This is a genomic window from Pseudomonas sp. PDM13, from assembly GCF_025685765.1.
GTDB lineage: Bacteria > Pseudomonadota > Gammaproteobacteria > Pseudomonadales > Pseudomonadaceae > Metapseudomonas > Metapseudomonas solani.
Map to the genome: position 1 here is coordinate 128,358 of NZ_JAOTQU010000007.1, position 13,759 is coordinate 142,116.

The window sequence follows — 13,759 nt, forward strand, 5'->3', positions numbered from 1 at the left end:
ACCCTACGACCGAGCCGCGTGCATCGGGCCGAGCCCGTGCATCAATGTGCGTTGCAATGCACACGGTCGAGCCTCGTGCGCCGATGTGCTCTTGTAGGGTGTGCTGCGCGCACCGGTCCCGAGCTCGGTACTTCCAGCGAGCTCCGAAAGGCTCCGTGCCGCTCCCACCTTTTGAGGTGCGCACGGCACACCCTACGGCACGCGCTCACCCCGGTCCTTCTCCCGCGGTGTCGGCTCCGCCTCCCGCCGCTCACGGTTCAGCTCATCCATCACCTGCTGGAAAATCGGGTCCTGTTCGCTGCAGGCCGCGCCATCGCGCTTCAGGGTGCAGGGGTCGACGCAAGCGGGCGGCGGCTCATCCGTTCCAGGTTGTGCCACCGCTGTACCGGCGCTGAACACGAGTGCTAGCAGCAAACCGGGTTTCCATGGGATAGCGCACCTCATCCGCATCGCAGTCTTCATCCCTGGGCCCGCCCGAAGCGCTGCCGGTATTGCACGGGCGTCAGCTCGGTCAGTTCCTTGAACATGCGCGTGAGGTTCGAATCGCTGCTGAAGCCCAGCTCGTCGCTGATGGTCTTCAGCGGGGCGGAGGTCAGGGTCAGGCGCTCGCTGACCTGGCTCAGCTTGATGCGCCGTGCATAGGTGGCCGCCGCCACCCCGGTTTCATCGCGCACCTTGCGGGCCAGGGTGCGCTCCGACATGCCCAGTTCGGCCGCCAGCTTCTGCACCGTGATCTGCTCGGCCGGCAACTCCTGCACCAGGCCATGCAGACGGCGCAGCAATGGGCTGGGCTGCTCGATCAGGCTGAGGGATTGGAAGGCATCGTGCACCTGGGCCGGGCGTGGCAACACCATCAAGCGGTCGAGGTCGTGGAACACGCTCTGGCTCACCTGCCGCTCGATCAGGGCCTGGGCCAGCGGCAGGTAACCATTGACACCACTGGCGGTGGCGCTGCGTGCGTTGAAGATGCAATTGCTCTCGCTTTGCCAGCGCACCTTGGGGTAGCGCTTGAGCAATGCATCCGCCAGCCACCAGGTCACGGTGGCGGGCTGCCCATCGAGGCGACCACTGGCGGCGGCCAGGCACACGCCCGTGCAATAGCTCCACAGCTGGCAGCGCTTGTGCAGCCGAGCCAGGGCGCCCAGCAGTGCGGTGTTGCCGGCCAGCATCGCCTCGACCTGTTGTGGAGACTCCGCCCAGAAGCCCGGAATCAGCACGGCATCCAGCTCGCCCTCGGCGATGCCCTGGCTCGCCGCCAACACCAGCCCATGGGCGCACTCCACCGGGCCGCCGTGAATGCCTACGAAACAGGTTTCGAACAACTCGCCCCCGGCCAGGCGGTTGGCCGCGTGGAGCATGTCGCCAAAAGCCAGCAGCCCCGCGGGCATGCAACCGGGAAACAACAGCAGGCCGATCTTCATAGGGGCACCGTGGCGGAGAATGGTGTGACTGGAAATGAATGGATTATGTCCATTCCCGCCATTATCGCCAGCCCCGGCCCTCGGCACCATGGCGCCATACCCGAGGAGGGACACATGATGAAGATCCAGCAACTCCGCAACGCAACGATCATTCTCGACCTGGGCCAGCAGCGCATCCTGGTGGACCCGATGCTGGCGCGCAAAGGCACCCTGCCCTCGCTGCGCATCTTCGCCGGGCGGCAGCGCAACCCCACGGTCGAGCTGCCCGAATCGGCCCAGCAGGCGCTGGAGTCCGTCACCCATTGCCTGATAACCCACTGCCAGAAAGGCCACTTCGACCACCTGGACCGCGCCGGTACGCGCTGGCTGCGGGAGCGGCAGATCCCGGTCATCTGCACCCCGCACGACGCGCCCTACCTGGTGCGGCTGGGCTTGAACGTGGAGCCGCTGCCGGAGGGGCACGCGGAGCCGGTGCCCTTTTTCGGCGGGACCCTCCGCACCGTGCGCTGTACCCACGGCAAAGGCCTGGTCGGGCGCCTGATGGAGCACGGCGTCGGCTACCTGATCGAACTGCCCGGCGAGCCCAGCCTGTACCTGGCCGGCGACACCATCCTCACGCCCAGGGTGCGGGACTTCGTGCTGCACCATCAGCCCCAGGTGTGCGTGGTACCGGCCGGTGGCGCGCGCTTCGATATCGGCGACGACATCATCATGGGCCTGGACGAGGTGCTCGAGTTCACCCGCCTCAGCCAGGGCATCGTGGTCGCCAATCACCTGCAGGCCATCAACCACTGCCCGGTCACCCGCGAGGAACTCGCGGAGGCAGCGCAGGCCAGCGGCCTGGCCCGGCGCCTGCTGATTCCCGCCGACGGCCAGGTGCTGGAGCTGGCCTGAGGCAGCAGGCCTGTCCGATTTCCATCGTTTTTTGTCCGGAGCGCTTCTCGCGCTCCACGCCTGGCGGCTGGTTCACTGCCCCCCGGTGAAACACCGTCCACCCGGCAGAGAAAACAATGAGAAGAACCGCTGCGTATCGCCCCACCTTCATCGACATCCCCGACTACCAATCGCTAGACGCCGAGGCCGCCCGATGAGCCGCCTCTCGGTAAGACGCCTGCTGCTGGCAGCCGCCCTGCTGGTGGGCGGCATCGTGCTGGTGCTCGCCACGCAACTGGGCATGCGCCTGTGGCACTTCCACACCCTGTTCGACCCCGAGCGGATCACCGAGAACTTCCGCTCCATGCCGACGATCTTCCAGGCGCGCCCGATCCCCAAGGGCCCGGTGAGCGTCCCCCTGCAGACGGCACCCAAGGCGCTGGTGGAACGCTTCCACTTCCAGGGCCGGGACCAGGCCCTGGGCGACTGGCTGGTGACCTCGGGCACCACCGGCATGCTGGTGATGGCGGCCGACCGGGTCGTCTACGAGCAGTACTTCCGGGGCAACCGCGAGGATTCCCGGGCCATCTCCTGGTCGGTGGGCAAGTCCTTCGTTTCCGCGCTGGTGGGCATCGCTTTGAAGGAAGGTGCGATCCGCGATATCCGCGACCCGGTCAGCGACTACGCGCCCGCGCTCAAGGGCAGCGGCTACGACGGCGTGCCGCTGCAGGACGTGCTGGAAATGGCTTCTGGCATCGCCTTCAACGAGGACTACGCCGACCCCGAGGCGGGCATCAACCAGTTGGGCCAAACCATCGCCCTCGGCGGCTCGGTGGACGCCTGGGTGGCGCAGCTCAAAAGCGGCGGCGCCTCCGGCACAAAGCACCACTACGTGAGCGTGGACACCCAGGTGCTGGGCATGGTGCTCAAGGGCGCCACCGGCCGCGACCTCGCCGATTACATGGCCGAGAAGCTGTGGTCGCCCCTCGGCGCCGAGTGCGACGGCCAGTGGCTGACCGACAGCAACGGCGCGGAGATCGCCTTCGGCGGCCTCAACCTGTGCCTGCGCGACTACGCCCGCTTCGGCCTGCTGTACCTGCACGAGGGCCGCAACCTGGCCGGCAAGCAGATCGTGCCGCGGCAGTGGGTGCAGCAATCGGTCACCCCCGCGAAGGACTTCCTCCGCCCAGGGCGCTATAAGGAGCAGGGCCAGCCGAACCTCGGCTACGGCTATCAGTGGTGGGTGCCGCAGAGCGACGAAGGCGAGTACATGGCCGTGGGCGTCTATGGCCAGTTCATCTACGTCAACCCGACGCGCCGCGTGGTGATCGCCAAGACCTCCGCTTACGCGCCCTACAACGAGGACGGCACGCGCATGGAATACGAATCGCTCGAAGCCTTCCGCGCCATTGCACGCAACCTGTGATCCCTGAGGAGCCCGGCATGCCGCCGTCAGCGCTGACCTTCGACTTCGAGTGGCGACCGCTGCAGAACTACCTGCACGCCAAGGGCCTGGAGGCGCCGCAACTGCTGCTCGCCGACAGCCCCGACGAGCAGCCGCCCAGCCACGCCCTGTACGACTGGATCGTGCGCAACCACGGCGACGCCATCGATGGCCTGAGCCTGGGCGAGCAGTACCGCGCCACCGACTACGGCATGGCCGGCCTCGCCCTGATGAGCGCGGAAACCCTCGCCGACGCCCTGAAGGTGGTCCGCGCCTACATGCTGCTGTTCAACCCGGACATCGCCGACATCCTGGTCGAGGCGCAAGGCCAGGGGGATGTCCGCGTCACCACCCGCTTCCGCACCCGGGCGGGCTGGGACGCCCGGCAGCGCCAGTTCCACGCCAACGTGCTGGCCTCCGCCGCCTACCACCTGTTCAACCAGTTGATGGGCCGCCCGCTGCTGGGGCTCGGCCTGACCCTGCCCGCCGGGCTGGAGAGCACCCAGCCCTACCTCGCCTACTTCGGCATGCCAGTACGCTCCCGTGGCAGCGACATCGTCTTCCACCTGCCGGCGGGCCTGCTCGAATCCAGAATTCCCACCGCCAACCCGGCGGTGTTCCAGGCGGCCCTGGCGCTGGCCAGCGAGGGCTTCAACAAACTGCTGGAGAGCGAGATGGGTGGCACCCGCCAGCGCGTCACCGCCCTGCTCGCCTCGCTGCCGGACCGCTACCCGGACATCGGCCAGATCGCCCAGCACCTCAAGCTCACCGAACGCACCCTGCGCCGACGCCTGGCCGACGAGGGCTGCAGCTACCGGCAGATACTCGACCAGGCCCGCCTGCAGCGGGTGCGGGAACTGCTGGGGCGCACCCAACTGACCACCGAGCAGATCGCCGAGCTGCTGGGCTACAACGACGGCTCCAGCCTGCGTCAGGCCTTCCGCCGCTGGACCGGCACCACGCTCAACCAGTACCGCCAGGGCCTTCGCCAGGAGGCGCCGGAAGACGGAGGGAAAGCCGGCGGTTAGACTGGCCGCCCTTCCCCAGGCATGAGCCGACCATGACGCTCCCCACCGTGCGACGCGCCCGCAGCGCGGATACCGAAGCCCTCGTGGCGCTGGACCCCATCGCCCGCGAGCAGCCGAGCCGCAAGGCCTTCATCGCCCACGCGGTAGCGGCCGGCCACTGCTGGGTGGCGGTGGAAACCCACGATGATTCGACGCTGCTCGGTTACGGCGTGCTCGACCGCTCTTTCTTCGAGCACGACTTCATCGCCCTGGTGATGGTGAAGGACACCGCGCGCCGCCAAGGCGTGGCCTCCGCGCTGATGGACGAACTGGAGCGGCAGTGCACCGGGCCGAAGCTGTTCACTTCGACCAACGCCTCCAACGCACCGATGCTCGCCCTGCTGGCCCGGCACGGCTTCACCCCCAGCGGCCGCATCGACAACCTGGATGAGGGCGACCCCGAGCTGGTGTTCGTCAAGTTCACCGCTCACGCCGGCAACGGTTGATCGCTGGTTTCAGTGCCCTTCCAGGCGCTCCAGCAGGTTCTGCAGCTCTGCTTCCGCCGCCTTCAACGAGGCCTCCATGGCGATCTCCCACGGGCGGCGCAGGGGCTCCAGGTCACGCTCGCTGTCGACCTTCAGGCACCACTGGAAGTGGTCGTGCCAATCCCCCAGCGCGCCCTGCACGGCCTTGAGGGACGCGGCGGCCTTGGCCGAAATCGGCGACAGGCTCGGGTAGGCGTCGTGGGCGTAGCGCATGCGCTTGACCAGGATGCGCAAGGCGTGGCGGTCGTAGGCGGGGTCGCGCAGTGCGGCTACCAGCGTGTCGCGCTGTTTCTTCAGGCGCTTGCGGATGAAGTCGCGCAACTCCCGCAGCTCGCCCGCGCGCTGGGCATCACGGAACTGCTCCGGCCAGTCATCGAGGCTGGCCATCAGCTTGCGGATGGTGGGGCTGTCCTCGACCATGCGATAGCCCTGCTCCAGACGCTGGCGGCGCAGTTGCGCCAGGTCGGGCAGCCCCTGGCGCTCCAGCTCGATGATCATCACTTCCAGGTCGCGGATCGGCGTGGTCAGCCGCCCCACCTCCGCTGCCGCGGTATCCAGCTCGCGCACCGACTCCAGGTTGCGAATGGGCCGCAGCAGACTGCGCAGCCGCCGCAGGCCGATGCGCAGGTCATGCAGGGCTTCACCATCGGTCCGGCACAACAGGCGCACGCTGCTGTGGTGAATCCCCAGCTCTATGCGCAACACCTGCTCAACGATCGAATCGACGAAGGACATCGGGCTCTCCAGGGGTGGGAAGGTCAGTGGCCAGGGGCAATTCCGCGCCGAGCATAAAGGCCGGGAGGGATTGCCAGGAACACGGAATTCGTTAATCCATTTTTCATCCGGCGGATGCAGGCTACGCCGCCCACATGACCGTCATGCCTTCACATGCAGCACCATGGCACCGAGCAGCACCAGGGTCACGCCGGTCACCTGCACGGGCGACAGCCGTTCCTTGAAGAACAGGTAGCCGAGGATGGCCGCGATCCCGCCGGACAGCGTGCTGATCACCGTGACCACCGACACCGAACCGGCCATGGCGCCGAACGCAAAGGCCGAGAACCCGCCCAGGTTCATCAGGCTGGTGCCCGCCAGCGCGAAGGCATGCCGGGGCGCAGGCGGCTTGAGGCTGCCACCGCGGCTCAGCATCAGCACCAGCAACAGGCTGACGCCCACCAGGTAGCCCAGCCAGAGCATGCCCACCGTGCCCAGGCGCGGCAGGGTGAAGTGCCCCTGCAACCACAGGCTGGTGCCGTACAGCAGCGCCCCGAGCAGTGCATAGGCGATGGAACGGCGCGGCTCGACATGGTGCGGCGTATCGGACCCACGGGTGATGCTGGAGAGGATCACACCGACCACGCACAGGCCGATGCACGCCAGCTGCAACCCGCTGAGCCGCTCGCCGCCCAGCCAGGCAAGCAGCGTGGTGACCACGCCATAGGAGGTGACCACCGGCGCGACGATCGACGCCTTGCCGATGGAGAAGGCCTTCGACAGCGCCAGCGCGCCACACAGGGTGAAGCAGGCCGCCAGCACGCCCATGGCCCAGTCCCCCGGCGCGGCGCCGGTCAGCTTGAGCAGGAAGGCGGGAAACACCACGAGCAGCAGGCTCATCAGCAACAGCCCCAGGGTCTGGCTGAAGAACACCGCGCGCTGCACGCCCACGGCCCGGGCATTCAACCCGACCATGAAATCCGTTCCACCCCAAAGCAGGGCCGCAAGCAACCCCATGAGCACATCCATGCTCAGCCTCCGCTACCGTGCGCGTCGAGAAAAAGACTCCGACTATGCAACGGCGAATGGGCGGCCAGCCAGTATCAGTTCGGGTGTTTCTGTCCATAGCAGTTTGCGTACGGGGCCAGGGCGAGAGAGCGGCTCACGGCTTCGCCTCCTGCACGGCATCCAGCCCCACTACCGGCTCGATACCCCACTCCCCCTGCTCGTGCCAATCCTCGCCGAAGGTCTCCACCGGGTGCATGGTGCGGTCCGCGCCATTGCCACAGGCCAGGTCGCTCGCCGCGCAATAGCGGTCGCAGCCCCAGCAGATGCGCTCGGGGTGCTTGGGGTTGAGGGGAAAGGGCTTGGCCATGTGGACGCTCGGGCTTCGGCTATGGGTTGCCCCAACGTTACCGTGCCCATCTGCGTGCGCCTTGACCGCGATCAAGCCTGCTCCGTGGGAGCGGTTTCAACCGCGAAAAACAACCAGCGGCCGCCTAAAGCCTGTGCAACAGGGCTTCCAGCTGGCTGCGCTCCCACTGGCTCAACAGCTGGGTGGGGTCGGTGCCGAACCGCGCCCAGGCCTCGGGCGCACCCTGCCGGCCGTCCGCCGAGGTGCAGGCGCTGCAGTGGTCGAGGTGGCCGAATTCGTTGTACAGCGTCAGCCGCCAGCCATCGACAGCGAGTTCGACGTCGCCGCGATGGTCCCGGCTCCAGCCCTGCTCCGTGCCACGGCGCATAAGGCGCACGCCCAGGGCGATGTCCTTGAGCAGTTGGTAGACCTCGCGTGCACTGAGGGAGCCATCGGATTTCATGGGGTTCTATCGTTTGAAGTGATGTTGAACGGTGCTGGGAGCGGAGCTTATCGCTGGCAAGTGATGGAGTGCGAGGTATCGCAACGGAGTAACCAAACAATCCATCCGGGTATCCCGCGAGCGATATAAGAACAACGCAATGGCCTCCTGTGCTCATTGCCTGTTCAAACACGATCGAATAGCCCGGCCGACGTTATCGCTCTTTCACCCGCAACAAAAAGCCCGCCGAAGCGGGCTTTTTGCAACTGGGCAGAAGCGGTTACTGCAGCCAGCTTTCCACGGTTTCAGCACCGTGTTCGGCTTTCCAGGCTTTCAATACACCGTGGTTGCCGCCTTTGGTTTCGACGCGCTCGTTGGTCTTCGGGTTGATATAGACCTTCACCGCGCGCTCGCGGCGCTGACCGCCGGCTTTAGCGGCAACGGGGCTGCGCGAAACGCTCGGGTCGAGGATGGCGATCACATTGCGCAGCGAGAAGTTGTACTCGCCCAGCAGCGAACGCAGCTTCTGTTCGAATTCGATTTCACGCTTGAGTTCTTTATCGTTCTTCAGTGCATCGAGTTGAGCCAGTTGCTCGGCGAGCTTGGCTTCGAGAGCCTTGAATTCTGCAAGTTTGGACATGGAAAACCTTCTGGTGGGTTGTTTCAGTGATTCTGACAGGCAAGCGCAGGCAGAGTTTACTGGATACTTGGGTTTTATCGCTGTTATTTACACTCGACGCGCCTCTTTCTTCCTTGTCTTAGTTGGCGCTACTCCAGCCCGGCCTTTGATCGGGCCCTGATCGCGAGGTGATCGGCAGGCGTCGCCATCGAATGATCGAAGAACATTGAATGACCGATGAGCAGGCGCATCCAATACCCGCAGGGCGCCCGTACCGGGGTTCCCGCAGGCTTTACAAACCCTGAAAAGGAACTAGTTTTCAGTGCCTCGCAGCTCTGTTTTATTCTTTGCGCGGACGCAGCTGATTCACGCTATTCATGAAGGAGAAAGAGCAATGGCGACATTCGAACCCGGCCACCTGCATATCGAGCGTCATGCGCTGAACGAGCACGATTTCAGTTACAACCTGTGCATCGACTACGAGGTCACCACGGACCCCAAGGAAGGCAAGGGCATGCTCTTCACCGTCCATGGCAGCATCTTCGACAAGGAACTGAAGGAGTCCTTCTTCCTGCCCAAGGACCTGGCCTATAACTTCGCCAGCAACATCACCAAGATCGCCGAAAAATACGGCATTCCCAAAGCCATGAGCAGCATTGGCTCGATGCACAAGCACTACGATGCGATGTTCGAAGATGTGCGCGCGCAGCTGAACATGAAGTCCGGCGACCCGGTAAACCCCGAGCACCTGGAATAACCCCGCCTACCTCCGCCGCGCCCTTGCCTCAGTGCAAGGGCCCGCGCACCCTCCGCCCGCCCCTTAGGTCCCCGAACCCACTCCACCGCCGGCATTGAACAGGTGCTCGAAGCCCTGCAACGTGCTGTCGACGAAGCGTGCGTCGGTGGTGCCGGCCGGGAACTGCAGCACGCCATGGATCACCAGCGACGCCAGGCCATGGGTGTAGGACCAGCCCGCCAGCGCGGCGCGGCGGACCTCGGCGCTGTCCATGCCCTGGCCGAGGATCTCGGCGATGATCCGCCGCAGCTCGCCAAAGGCGCGGTCCCGCGCCTCGATGTAGTCGAGGGGCATCTCGCCGCTGGCCAACTCCGGGCCGAACATCAACTGGTACAGCGCCGGGTTGGCCCGGGCGAAGCTGAAGTAGGCCAGGCTGGCGTCACGCAGTTTCTGCAGGCCGGTGCTGCCGCCATCCTCGATACGCAGCACGGCGCCCAACTCGCGAAAGCCCTGGGCCGCCAACTGACCCACCAGCTCGGCACGGTTGGCGTAGTGGTGGTAGGCGGCCGTCGAACTCACCCCTACCCGCTCCGAAACCGCCCGCAGCGACAGCTTGCTGGGCCCCACTTCCTCCAGCATCTCCCGCGCGGCATCGAGCAGTTGCGGGGCGAGATTGCCGACGTGGTAGGTGTCGCGGGCGCGTTGGGGTGTCTTGCTCATGGGCGGCGGGGGCCTTGATTTCGTGGGCGGCGGGGCGTCGCGATCTTAGCATTCGGAAAAATCTTGACGCTGCAAAGATCGAATCTTAGCATCGCCAAGATTATCCGCCCCCGAGGTGTTTCCATGGCCCCAACCTATGAGTGTTTCGCCGTCAGCGTCGACAACGGCGTCGCCCACCTGCAGCTCAATCGCCCCGACAAGGCCAACAGCCTGACGCGCGCCTTCTGGAGCGAACTGCCCGCCGCCGTCGATCAGTTGAGCCGCTCGGGCTCGGTGCGGGCGCTGGTCATCTCCGCCCAGGGCAAGGTGTTCTGCGGCGGGCTGGACCTGCAGATGTTCTCCGCTGCCAAGGAATTCCACGCCAGCAACCCGCAGGAGCGCGAGGTGCTGCAGGTCAACCTGGAACGCATGCAGGGCGCGCTCAATGCCCTGGAACAGGCACGCTTCCCGGTGATCGCTGCCGTCCAGGGCGCCTGCATCGGTGGCGGCTTCGACCTGATCGCCGCCTGCGACCTGTGCTTCGCCACCGAGGCGGCGAAGTTCCGCATCGAGGAAACCAACATCGGCATGATGGCCGACCTCGGCATCCTGCAGCGCCTGCCCCGCCTGATCCCGGCCGGCGTGGCCCGCTACCTGGCGCTGACCGGCGACACCCTGGACGCCGCCGAAGCCCACCGCCTGGGGCTGCTGGCCAAGGTCTTCGCCACCCCGGAAGCCCTGCTCGAAGGCGCCTTCGCCGCCGCCCGCCGCATCGCCGAACGCCCGCCGGTGGCCATCAACGGCATCAAGCGCTCGATGCTCTACAGCCGCGACCACGGCGTCTACGAATCCCTCCAGCACACGGTGCTGCTGCAGAGCGCCATCCTCAGCGGCCAGGACATCCTCCGCGCCGTCGGCGCACGAGCCAGCGGCACCCCGGCGCAGTTCGACGACCTGCATGCGCTGCAGGACCGCTTCTAGGCTCTGTACGAAAAGTGCCTGCGCTCGGTGATGCTTCGTTAAAAACGGGTTCGGAATGCTCATTTACAGCTCGTAAACTCCGCTTCCTCACCCGTTTTTGCCTCGCCTGACCGTCGCTCGACGACTTTTCGTGCAAACCCTAAGCGCCTGCGCTCGACGACTTTTCGTGCAAACCCTAAGCCCCCTTTTTTTGACCAAATCTTATCGTTGATAAGTTCGAGGTGAGCGATGACCCATTACGACGCCGTGGTGATCGGCGCCGGCAACGCCGGGCTGACCGCCGCAACCGCGCTGCAGCGCGGCGGTGCCCGCACCCTGCTGCTGGAGCGCCACAACATTCCCGGGGGTTGCGCCACCTCCTTCGTGCGCGGTGACTTCGAGTTCGAGGTGGCGCTGCACCAGCTCAGCGGCCTGGGCACCGAAGACAAGCCCTTCGTGATGCGCAAGTTCTTCGACAAGCTCGGTGTGCTGAACAAGGTCGAGTTCATCCAGGAGCACGCTCTGTACCGCCTGGCCGTGCCCGGCGAACTGGACGTCACCCTGCCGGCCAGCTGGTCGGGCATCCGCCGCCTGCTGCAGGGCATGTACCCGGCGGAGAGCGAGGCCATCGAGCGCTTCATGCTGGTGTGCGAGAAGGTCACCCTGGAAAGCTTCATGACCCTGCCCCAGGCCAGCCGCGCCAACAGCGAGGCCATGCTCGAATCGCTCTGCCCCTACTACGTGAAATACGGCTTCCGCCCCGCGCGGGAAGTGCTGGACGAGTTCTTCACCGACGCCAAGCTGAAGAACATCCTCGCCACCTACTGGCTCTACCTGGGCGTGCCGCCGACCATGCTGCCTTTCGCCGACCTGGCGACCATGCTCTACGCCTACGCGGTGTTCAAACCCTGGCACATCAAGGGCGGCTCCCAGGCCATGTCCAGCGCCCTGGTGGAATCCTTCCTCGAAGCCGGCGGCGAGGTGCGCTTCAACTGCGGCGTGGAGCGCATCCACACCCAGGGCGGGCGCATCAGCGGCGTAAGCCTGGAAGGCGGCGAGCGGGTCGCCTGCAAGGCGGTGGTGTCCAACGCCAGCCCGCTGATCACCTTCAACGAACTGCTCGACCTCGAACGCCCGCCGCTGAAGGTCCAGCAGGACTTCAAATCCCGGCGCATGGGCACCTCGGCCTTCGTCATCTACCTCGGGCTGGATTGCACCCCCGAGGAACTCGGCGTCACCACCGCCTCCAGCTTCATCTACGAAACCCTCGACGAGGAGCAGATCCACGCGCGCATGGGCAGCCTGGAGCCACCGCTCGGCGGCATGCTCACCTGCTACAACCTCGAAGACCCCAGCGCCGCGCCGGCGGGCAAGAGCCAGGTGGTGCTGGTCTGCCTGCAATACGGCGAGGTGTGGAAGGCCGTGCCGTCCGAGCGCTACGCGCAGACCAAGTACGCATTCGCCGAAAAGCTCATCGCGGTGATCGAGAAGGTCTACCCCAAGGTGCGCCAGTACATCGAAGAGGTGGAAGTGGCAACGCCGCTGACCATGATGCGCTACCTCAACACCCCCGGCGGCGCCATCTACGGCTTCCAGCAAAGCGCCCAGGACTCGGCCCTGCTGCGCGAACGCCTGGATGCCGTTCCCGGGCTCTACATGGCGGGTTCCTGGACCTCCATGGGCGGCTTCCAGCCCACCTACATGGCGGGCGAATCCACGGCCAGGGCCGTGCTCAAGCAGTTGAAGACCACGGAGGTGGAGCATGTCTGACCGCAACCCGATGAACCGCATCGCCGGCTACGCCGAAGCCCTCGTCGCCAAGCAGGCCCTGGAACAGAGCGGCAGCGATTTCGAGGAAGTGCGCGGCGAAGTGGGCAGCACCGTGGTGCAACTGCACCCCAAGCGCCTGTCGCTGGAGGTGGTCGAGATCATCGACGACACGCCCAGCACCAAGACCCTGCGGCTGAAGGCGAGCGACTGCAAGCCGCTGCCGCCCTTCCAGGCGGGCCAGTACATCAACCTCTTCGTCGAGATCGACGGCGTACTCACCGCCCGCCCCTACGCCATGTCCTCCCCGCCCGGCGAGCGTGGCCACTACGACCTCACGGTGAAGCGCGCCACGGGCGGCTTCGTCTCCAACTACCTGCTCGACCGCGTGAGCGTGGGGCAGCGCCTGACCAGCTCCGGGCCCATGGGCACCTTCCACCACAACCCGCTGTTCCACGGTGACGACCTGGTGTTCCTCGCCGGCGGCTCGGGCGTGGCCCCGGCGCGCAGCATCCTGCTGGACCTGCTCGGGCGCGACCTGCCGCAGCGCTTCCACCTGGTCTACGTGAACAGCCATGTGGACGACGTGATCTTCGACCAGCAGCTGCGCGAGCTGGCCGCGCACCATGAAAACGTCCGCCTCACCGAAGTGATCTCGCGGCCGCCCGCCGGCTATCAGGGCCTCGCCGGCCGCCTGACCCGCGAGCTGCTGCAGGCGCAACTGGGCGCTGTCGACGGCAAGATGTTCTACATCTGCGGCCCCACCCCCTTCAACGAAAGCTGCGTCGCGCTGCTCACCGAGCTGGGCGTGCCCCGTCGGCGCATCCGCGTCGAGGCCAACGGCGCGCCCAAGTCCCCGGACCAGCAACCGGGCTGGCCCGCAGGCGTGGCGCTGGAAGACGAGGTGCAGGTCACCGTGCGCGGCCGTGGCAGCTTCCGCAGCCAGGTCGGCGAGCCGCTGCTCAATGCCCTGGAACGCAACGGCTACTTCGCCGAGAACGCCTGCCGCTCCGGCGAATGCAGCCTGTGCCGGGTCAAGCTGCTCTCCGGCCCGGTGTTCAACCCCCAGGAAGCGCACCTGCGCAAATCCGACCGTGACTTCGGCTGGATCTATTCCTGCGTGGCCTTCCCCACCGGCGATATCGAAGTCCTGCTCTAGGCGGGCACCGGCACCACCG

16 protein-coding genes are annotated in these 13,759 nt (G+C 66.1%); 8 read left to right on the forward strand and 8 right to left on the reverse strand.

Going from position 1 to position 13,759, the window contains the following annotated elements; genetic code table 11:
* Positions 1–192: 192 nt before the first annotated feature.
* Positions 193–414: a hypothetical protein gene (locus OEJ36_RS10025; protein WP_263401396.1), complete on the reverse strand. Its 222-nt coding sequence runs from the start codon at positions 412–414 to the stop codon at positions 193–195.
* Positions 415–458: 44 nt separating this feature from the next.
* Positions 459–1,421: a GlxA family transcriptional regulator gene (locus OEJ36_RS10030; protein WP_263401397.1), complete on the reverse strand. Its 963-nt coding sequence runs from the start codon at positions 1,419–1,421 to the stop codon at positions 459–461.
* 117 nt (positions 1,422–1,538) lie between these two features.
* Between OEJ36_RS10030 and OEJ36_RS10035 the strand changes: the two genes are divergently transcribed.
* From OEJ36_RS10035 to OEJ36_RS10050, 4 genes are all read left to right on the forward strand, one after another.
* Positions 1,539–2,315: an MBL fold metallo-hydrolase gene (locus OEJ36_RS10035; protein ID WP_317891572.1), complete on the forward strand. Its 777-nt coding sequence runs from the start codon at positions 1,539–1,541 to the stop codon at positions 2,313–2,315.
* A gap of 193 nt (positions 2,316–2,508) precedes the next feature.
* Positions 2,509–3,720: a serine hydrolase domain-containing protein gene (locus OEJ36_RS10040; RefSeq protein WP_263401399.1), complete on the forward strand. Its 1,212-nt coding sequence runs from the start codon at positions 2,509–2,511 to the stop codon at positions 3,718–3,720.
* Positions 3,721–3,737: 17 nt separating this feature from the next.
* Positions 3,738–4,766 (forward strand): helix-turn-helix domain-containing protein, encoded by a 1,029-nt coding sequence (locus OEJ36_RS10045; RefSeq protein WP_263401400.1) that lies wholly within the window; start codon positions 3,738–3,740, stop codon positions 4,764–4,766.
* A gap of 32 nt (positions 4,767–4,798) precedes the next feature.
* Positions 4,799–5,251, forward strand: coding sequence for a GNAT family N-acetyltransferase (locus OEJ36_RS10050; protein ID WP_263401401.1), 453 nt, complete (start codon positions 4,799–4,801; stop codon positions 5,249–5,251).
* Positions 5,252–5,260: 9 nt separating this feature from the next.
* On the opposite strand, the gene OEJ36_RS10055 is transcribed toward OEJ36_RS10050, so the two are convergent.
* The 5 genes from OEJ36_RS10055 to OEJ36_RS10075 all read right to left on the reverse strand — a co-directional run bounded on the left by OEJ36_RS10055 (position 5,261) and on the right by OEJ36_RS10075 (position 8,440).
* On the reverse strand, positions 5,261–6,025 hold the full coding sequence (locus OEJ36_RS10055; RefSeq protein ID WP_263401402.1) for a CHAD domain-containing protein: 765 nt from the start codon (positions 6,023–6,025) through the stop codon (positions 5,261–5,263).
* A gap of 141 nt (positions 6,026–6,166) precedes the next feature.
* On the reverse strand, positions 6,167–7,033 hold the full coding sequence (locus OEJ36_RS10060; protein ID WP_263401403.1) for a DMT family transporter: 867 nt from the start codon (positions 7,031–7,033) through the stop codon (positions 6,167–6,169).
* Between the two features lie 133 nt (positions 7,034–7,166).
* The gene (locus OEJ36_RS10065; RefSeq protein WP_263401404.1) at positions 7,167–7,379 is read right to left on the reverse strand and encodes a DUF3079 domain-containing protein; all 213 of its coding nucleotides are present in this window, start codon (positions 7,377–7,379) and stop codon (positions 7,167–7,169) included.
* A 124-nt stretch (positions 7,380–7,503) separates the two neighbouring features.
* Complete coding sequence (locus tag OEJ36_RS10070) at positions 7,504–7,821, reverse strand: hypothetical protein (RefSeq protein ID WP_184489864.1); 318 nt, start codon at positions 7,819–7,821, stop codon at positions 7,504–7,506.
* A gap of 259 nt (positions 7,822–8,080) precedes the next feature.
* A complete protein-coding gene (locus OEJ36_RS10075) occupies positions 8,081–8,440 on the reverse strand; it encodes a histone-like nucleoid-structuring protein, MvaT/MvaU family (protein WP_021220249.1) in 360 nt (119 codons plus the stop codon).
* A gap of 373 nt (positions 8,441–8,813) precedes the next feature.
* Between OEJ36_RS10075 and OEJ36_RS10080 the strand changes: the two genes are divergently transcribed.
* On the forward strand, positions 8,814–9,176 hold the full coding sequence (locus tag OEJ36_RS10080; protein WP_263401405.1) for a DUF5064 family protein: 363 nt from the start codon (positions 8,814–8,816) through the stop codon (positions 9,174–9,176).
* A 63-nt stretch (positions 9,177–9,239) separates the two neighbouring features.
* Here the strand turns inward: OEJ36_RS10080 and OEJ36_RS10085 are convergent, their stop codons facing one another.
* Positions 9,240–9,875: a TetR/AcrR family transcriptional regulator gene (locus tag OEJ36_RS10085; protein ID WP_043243951.1), complete on the reverse strand. Its 636-nt coding sequence runs from the start codon at positions 9,873–9,875 to the stop codon at positions 9,240–9,242.
* 123 nt (positions 9,876–9,998) lie between these two features.
* Between OEJ36_RS10085 and OEJ36_RS10090 the strand changes: the two genes are divergently transcribed.
* The 3 genes from OEJ36_RS10090 to OEJ36_RS10100 all read left to right on the forward strand — a co-directional run bounded on the left by OEJ36_RS10090 (position 9,999) and on the right by OEJ36_RS10100 (position 13,740).
* Positions 9,999–10,835, forward strand: coding sequence for an enoyl-CoA hydratase-related protein (locus OEJ36_RS10090; RefSeq protein WP_263401406.1), 837 nt, complete (start codon positions 9,999–10,001; stop codon positions 10,833–10,835).
* Between the two features lie 228 nt (positions 10,836–11,063).
* Positions 11,064–12,584, forward strand: a complete 1,521-nt coding sequence (locus tag OEJ36_RS10095) for a phytoene desaturase family protein (RefSeq protein ID WP_263401407.1) — start codon at positions 11,064–11,066, stop codon at positions 12,582–12,584.
* Positions 12,577–13,740 (forward strand): FAD-binding oxidoreductase, encoded by a 1,164-nt coding sequence (locus OEJ36_RS10100; protein ID WP_263401408.1) that lies wholly within the window; start codon positions 12,577–12,579, stop codon positions 13,738–13,740. The genes OEJ36_RS10095 and OEJ36_RS10100 overlap by 8 nt, the downstream gene beginning before the upstream one ends.
* Positions 13,741–13,759 lie beyond the last annotated feature (19 nt).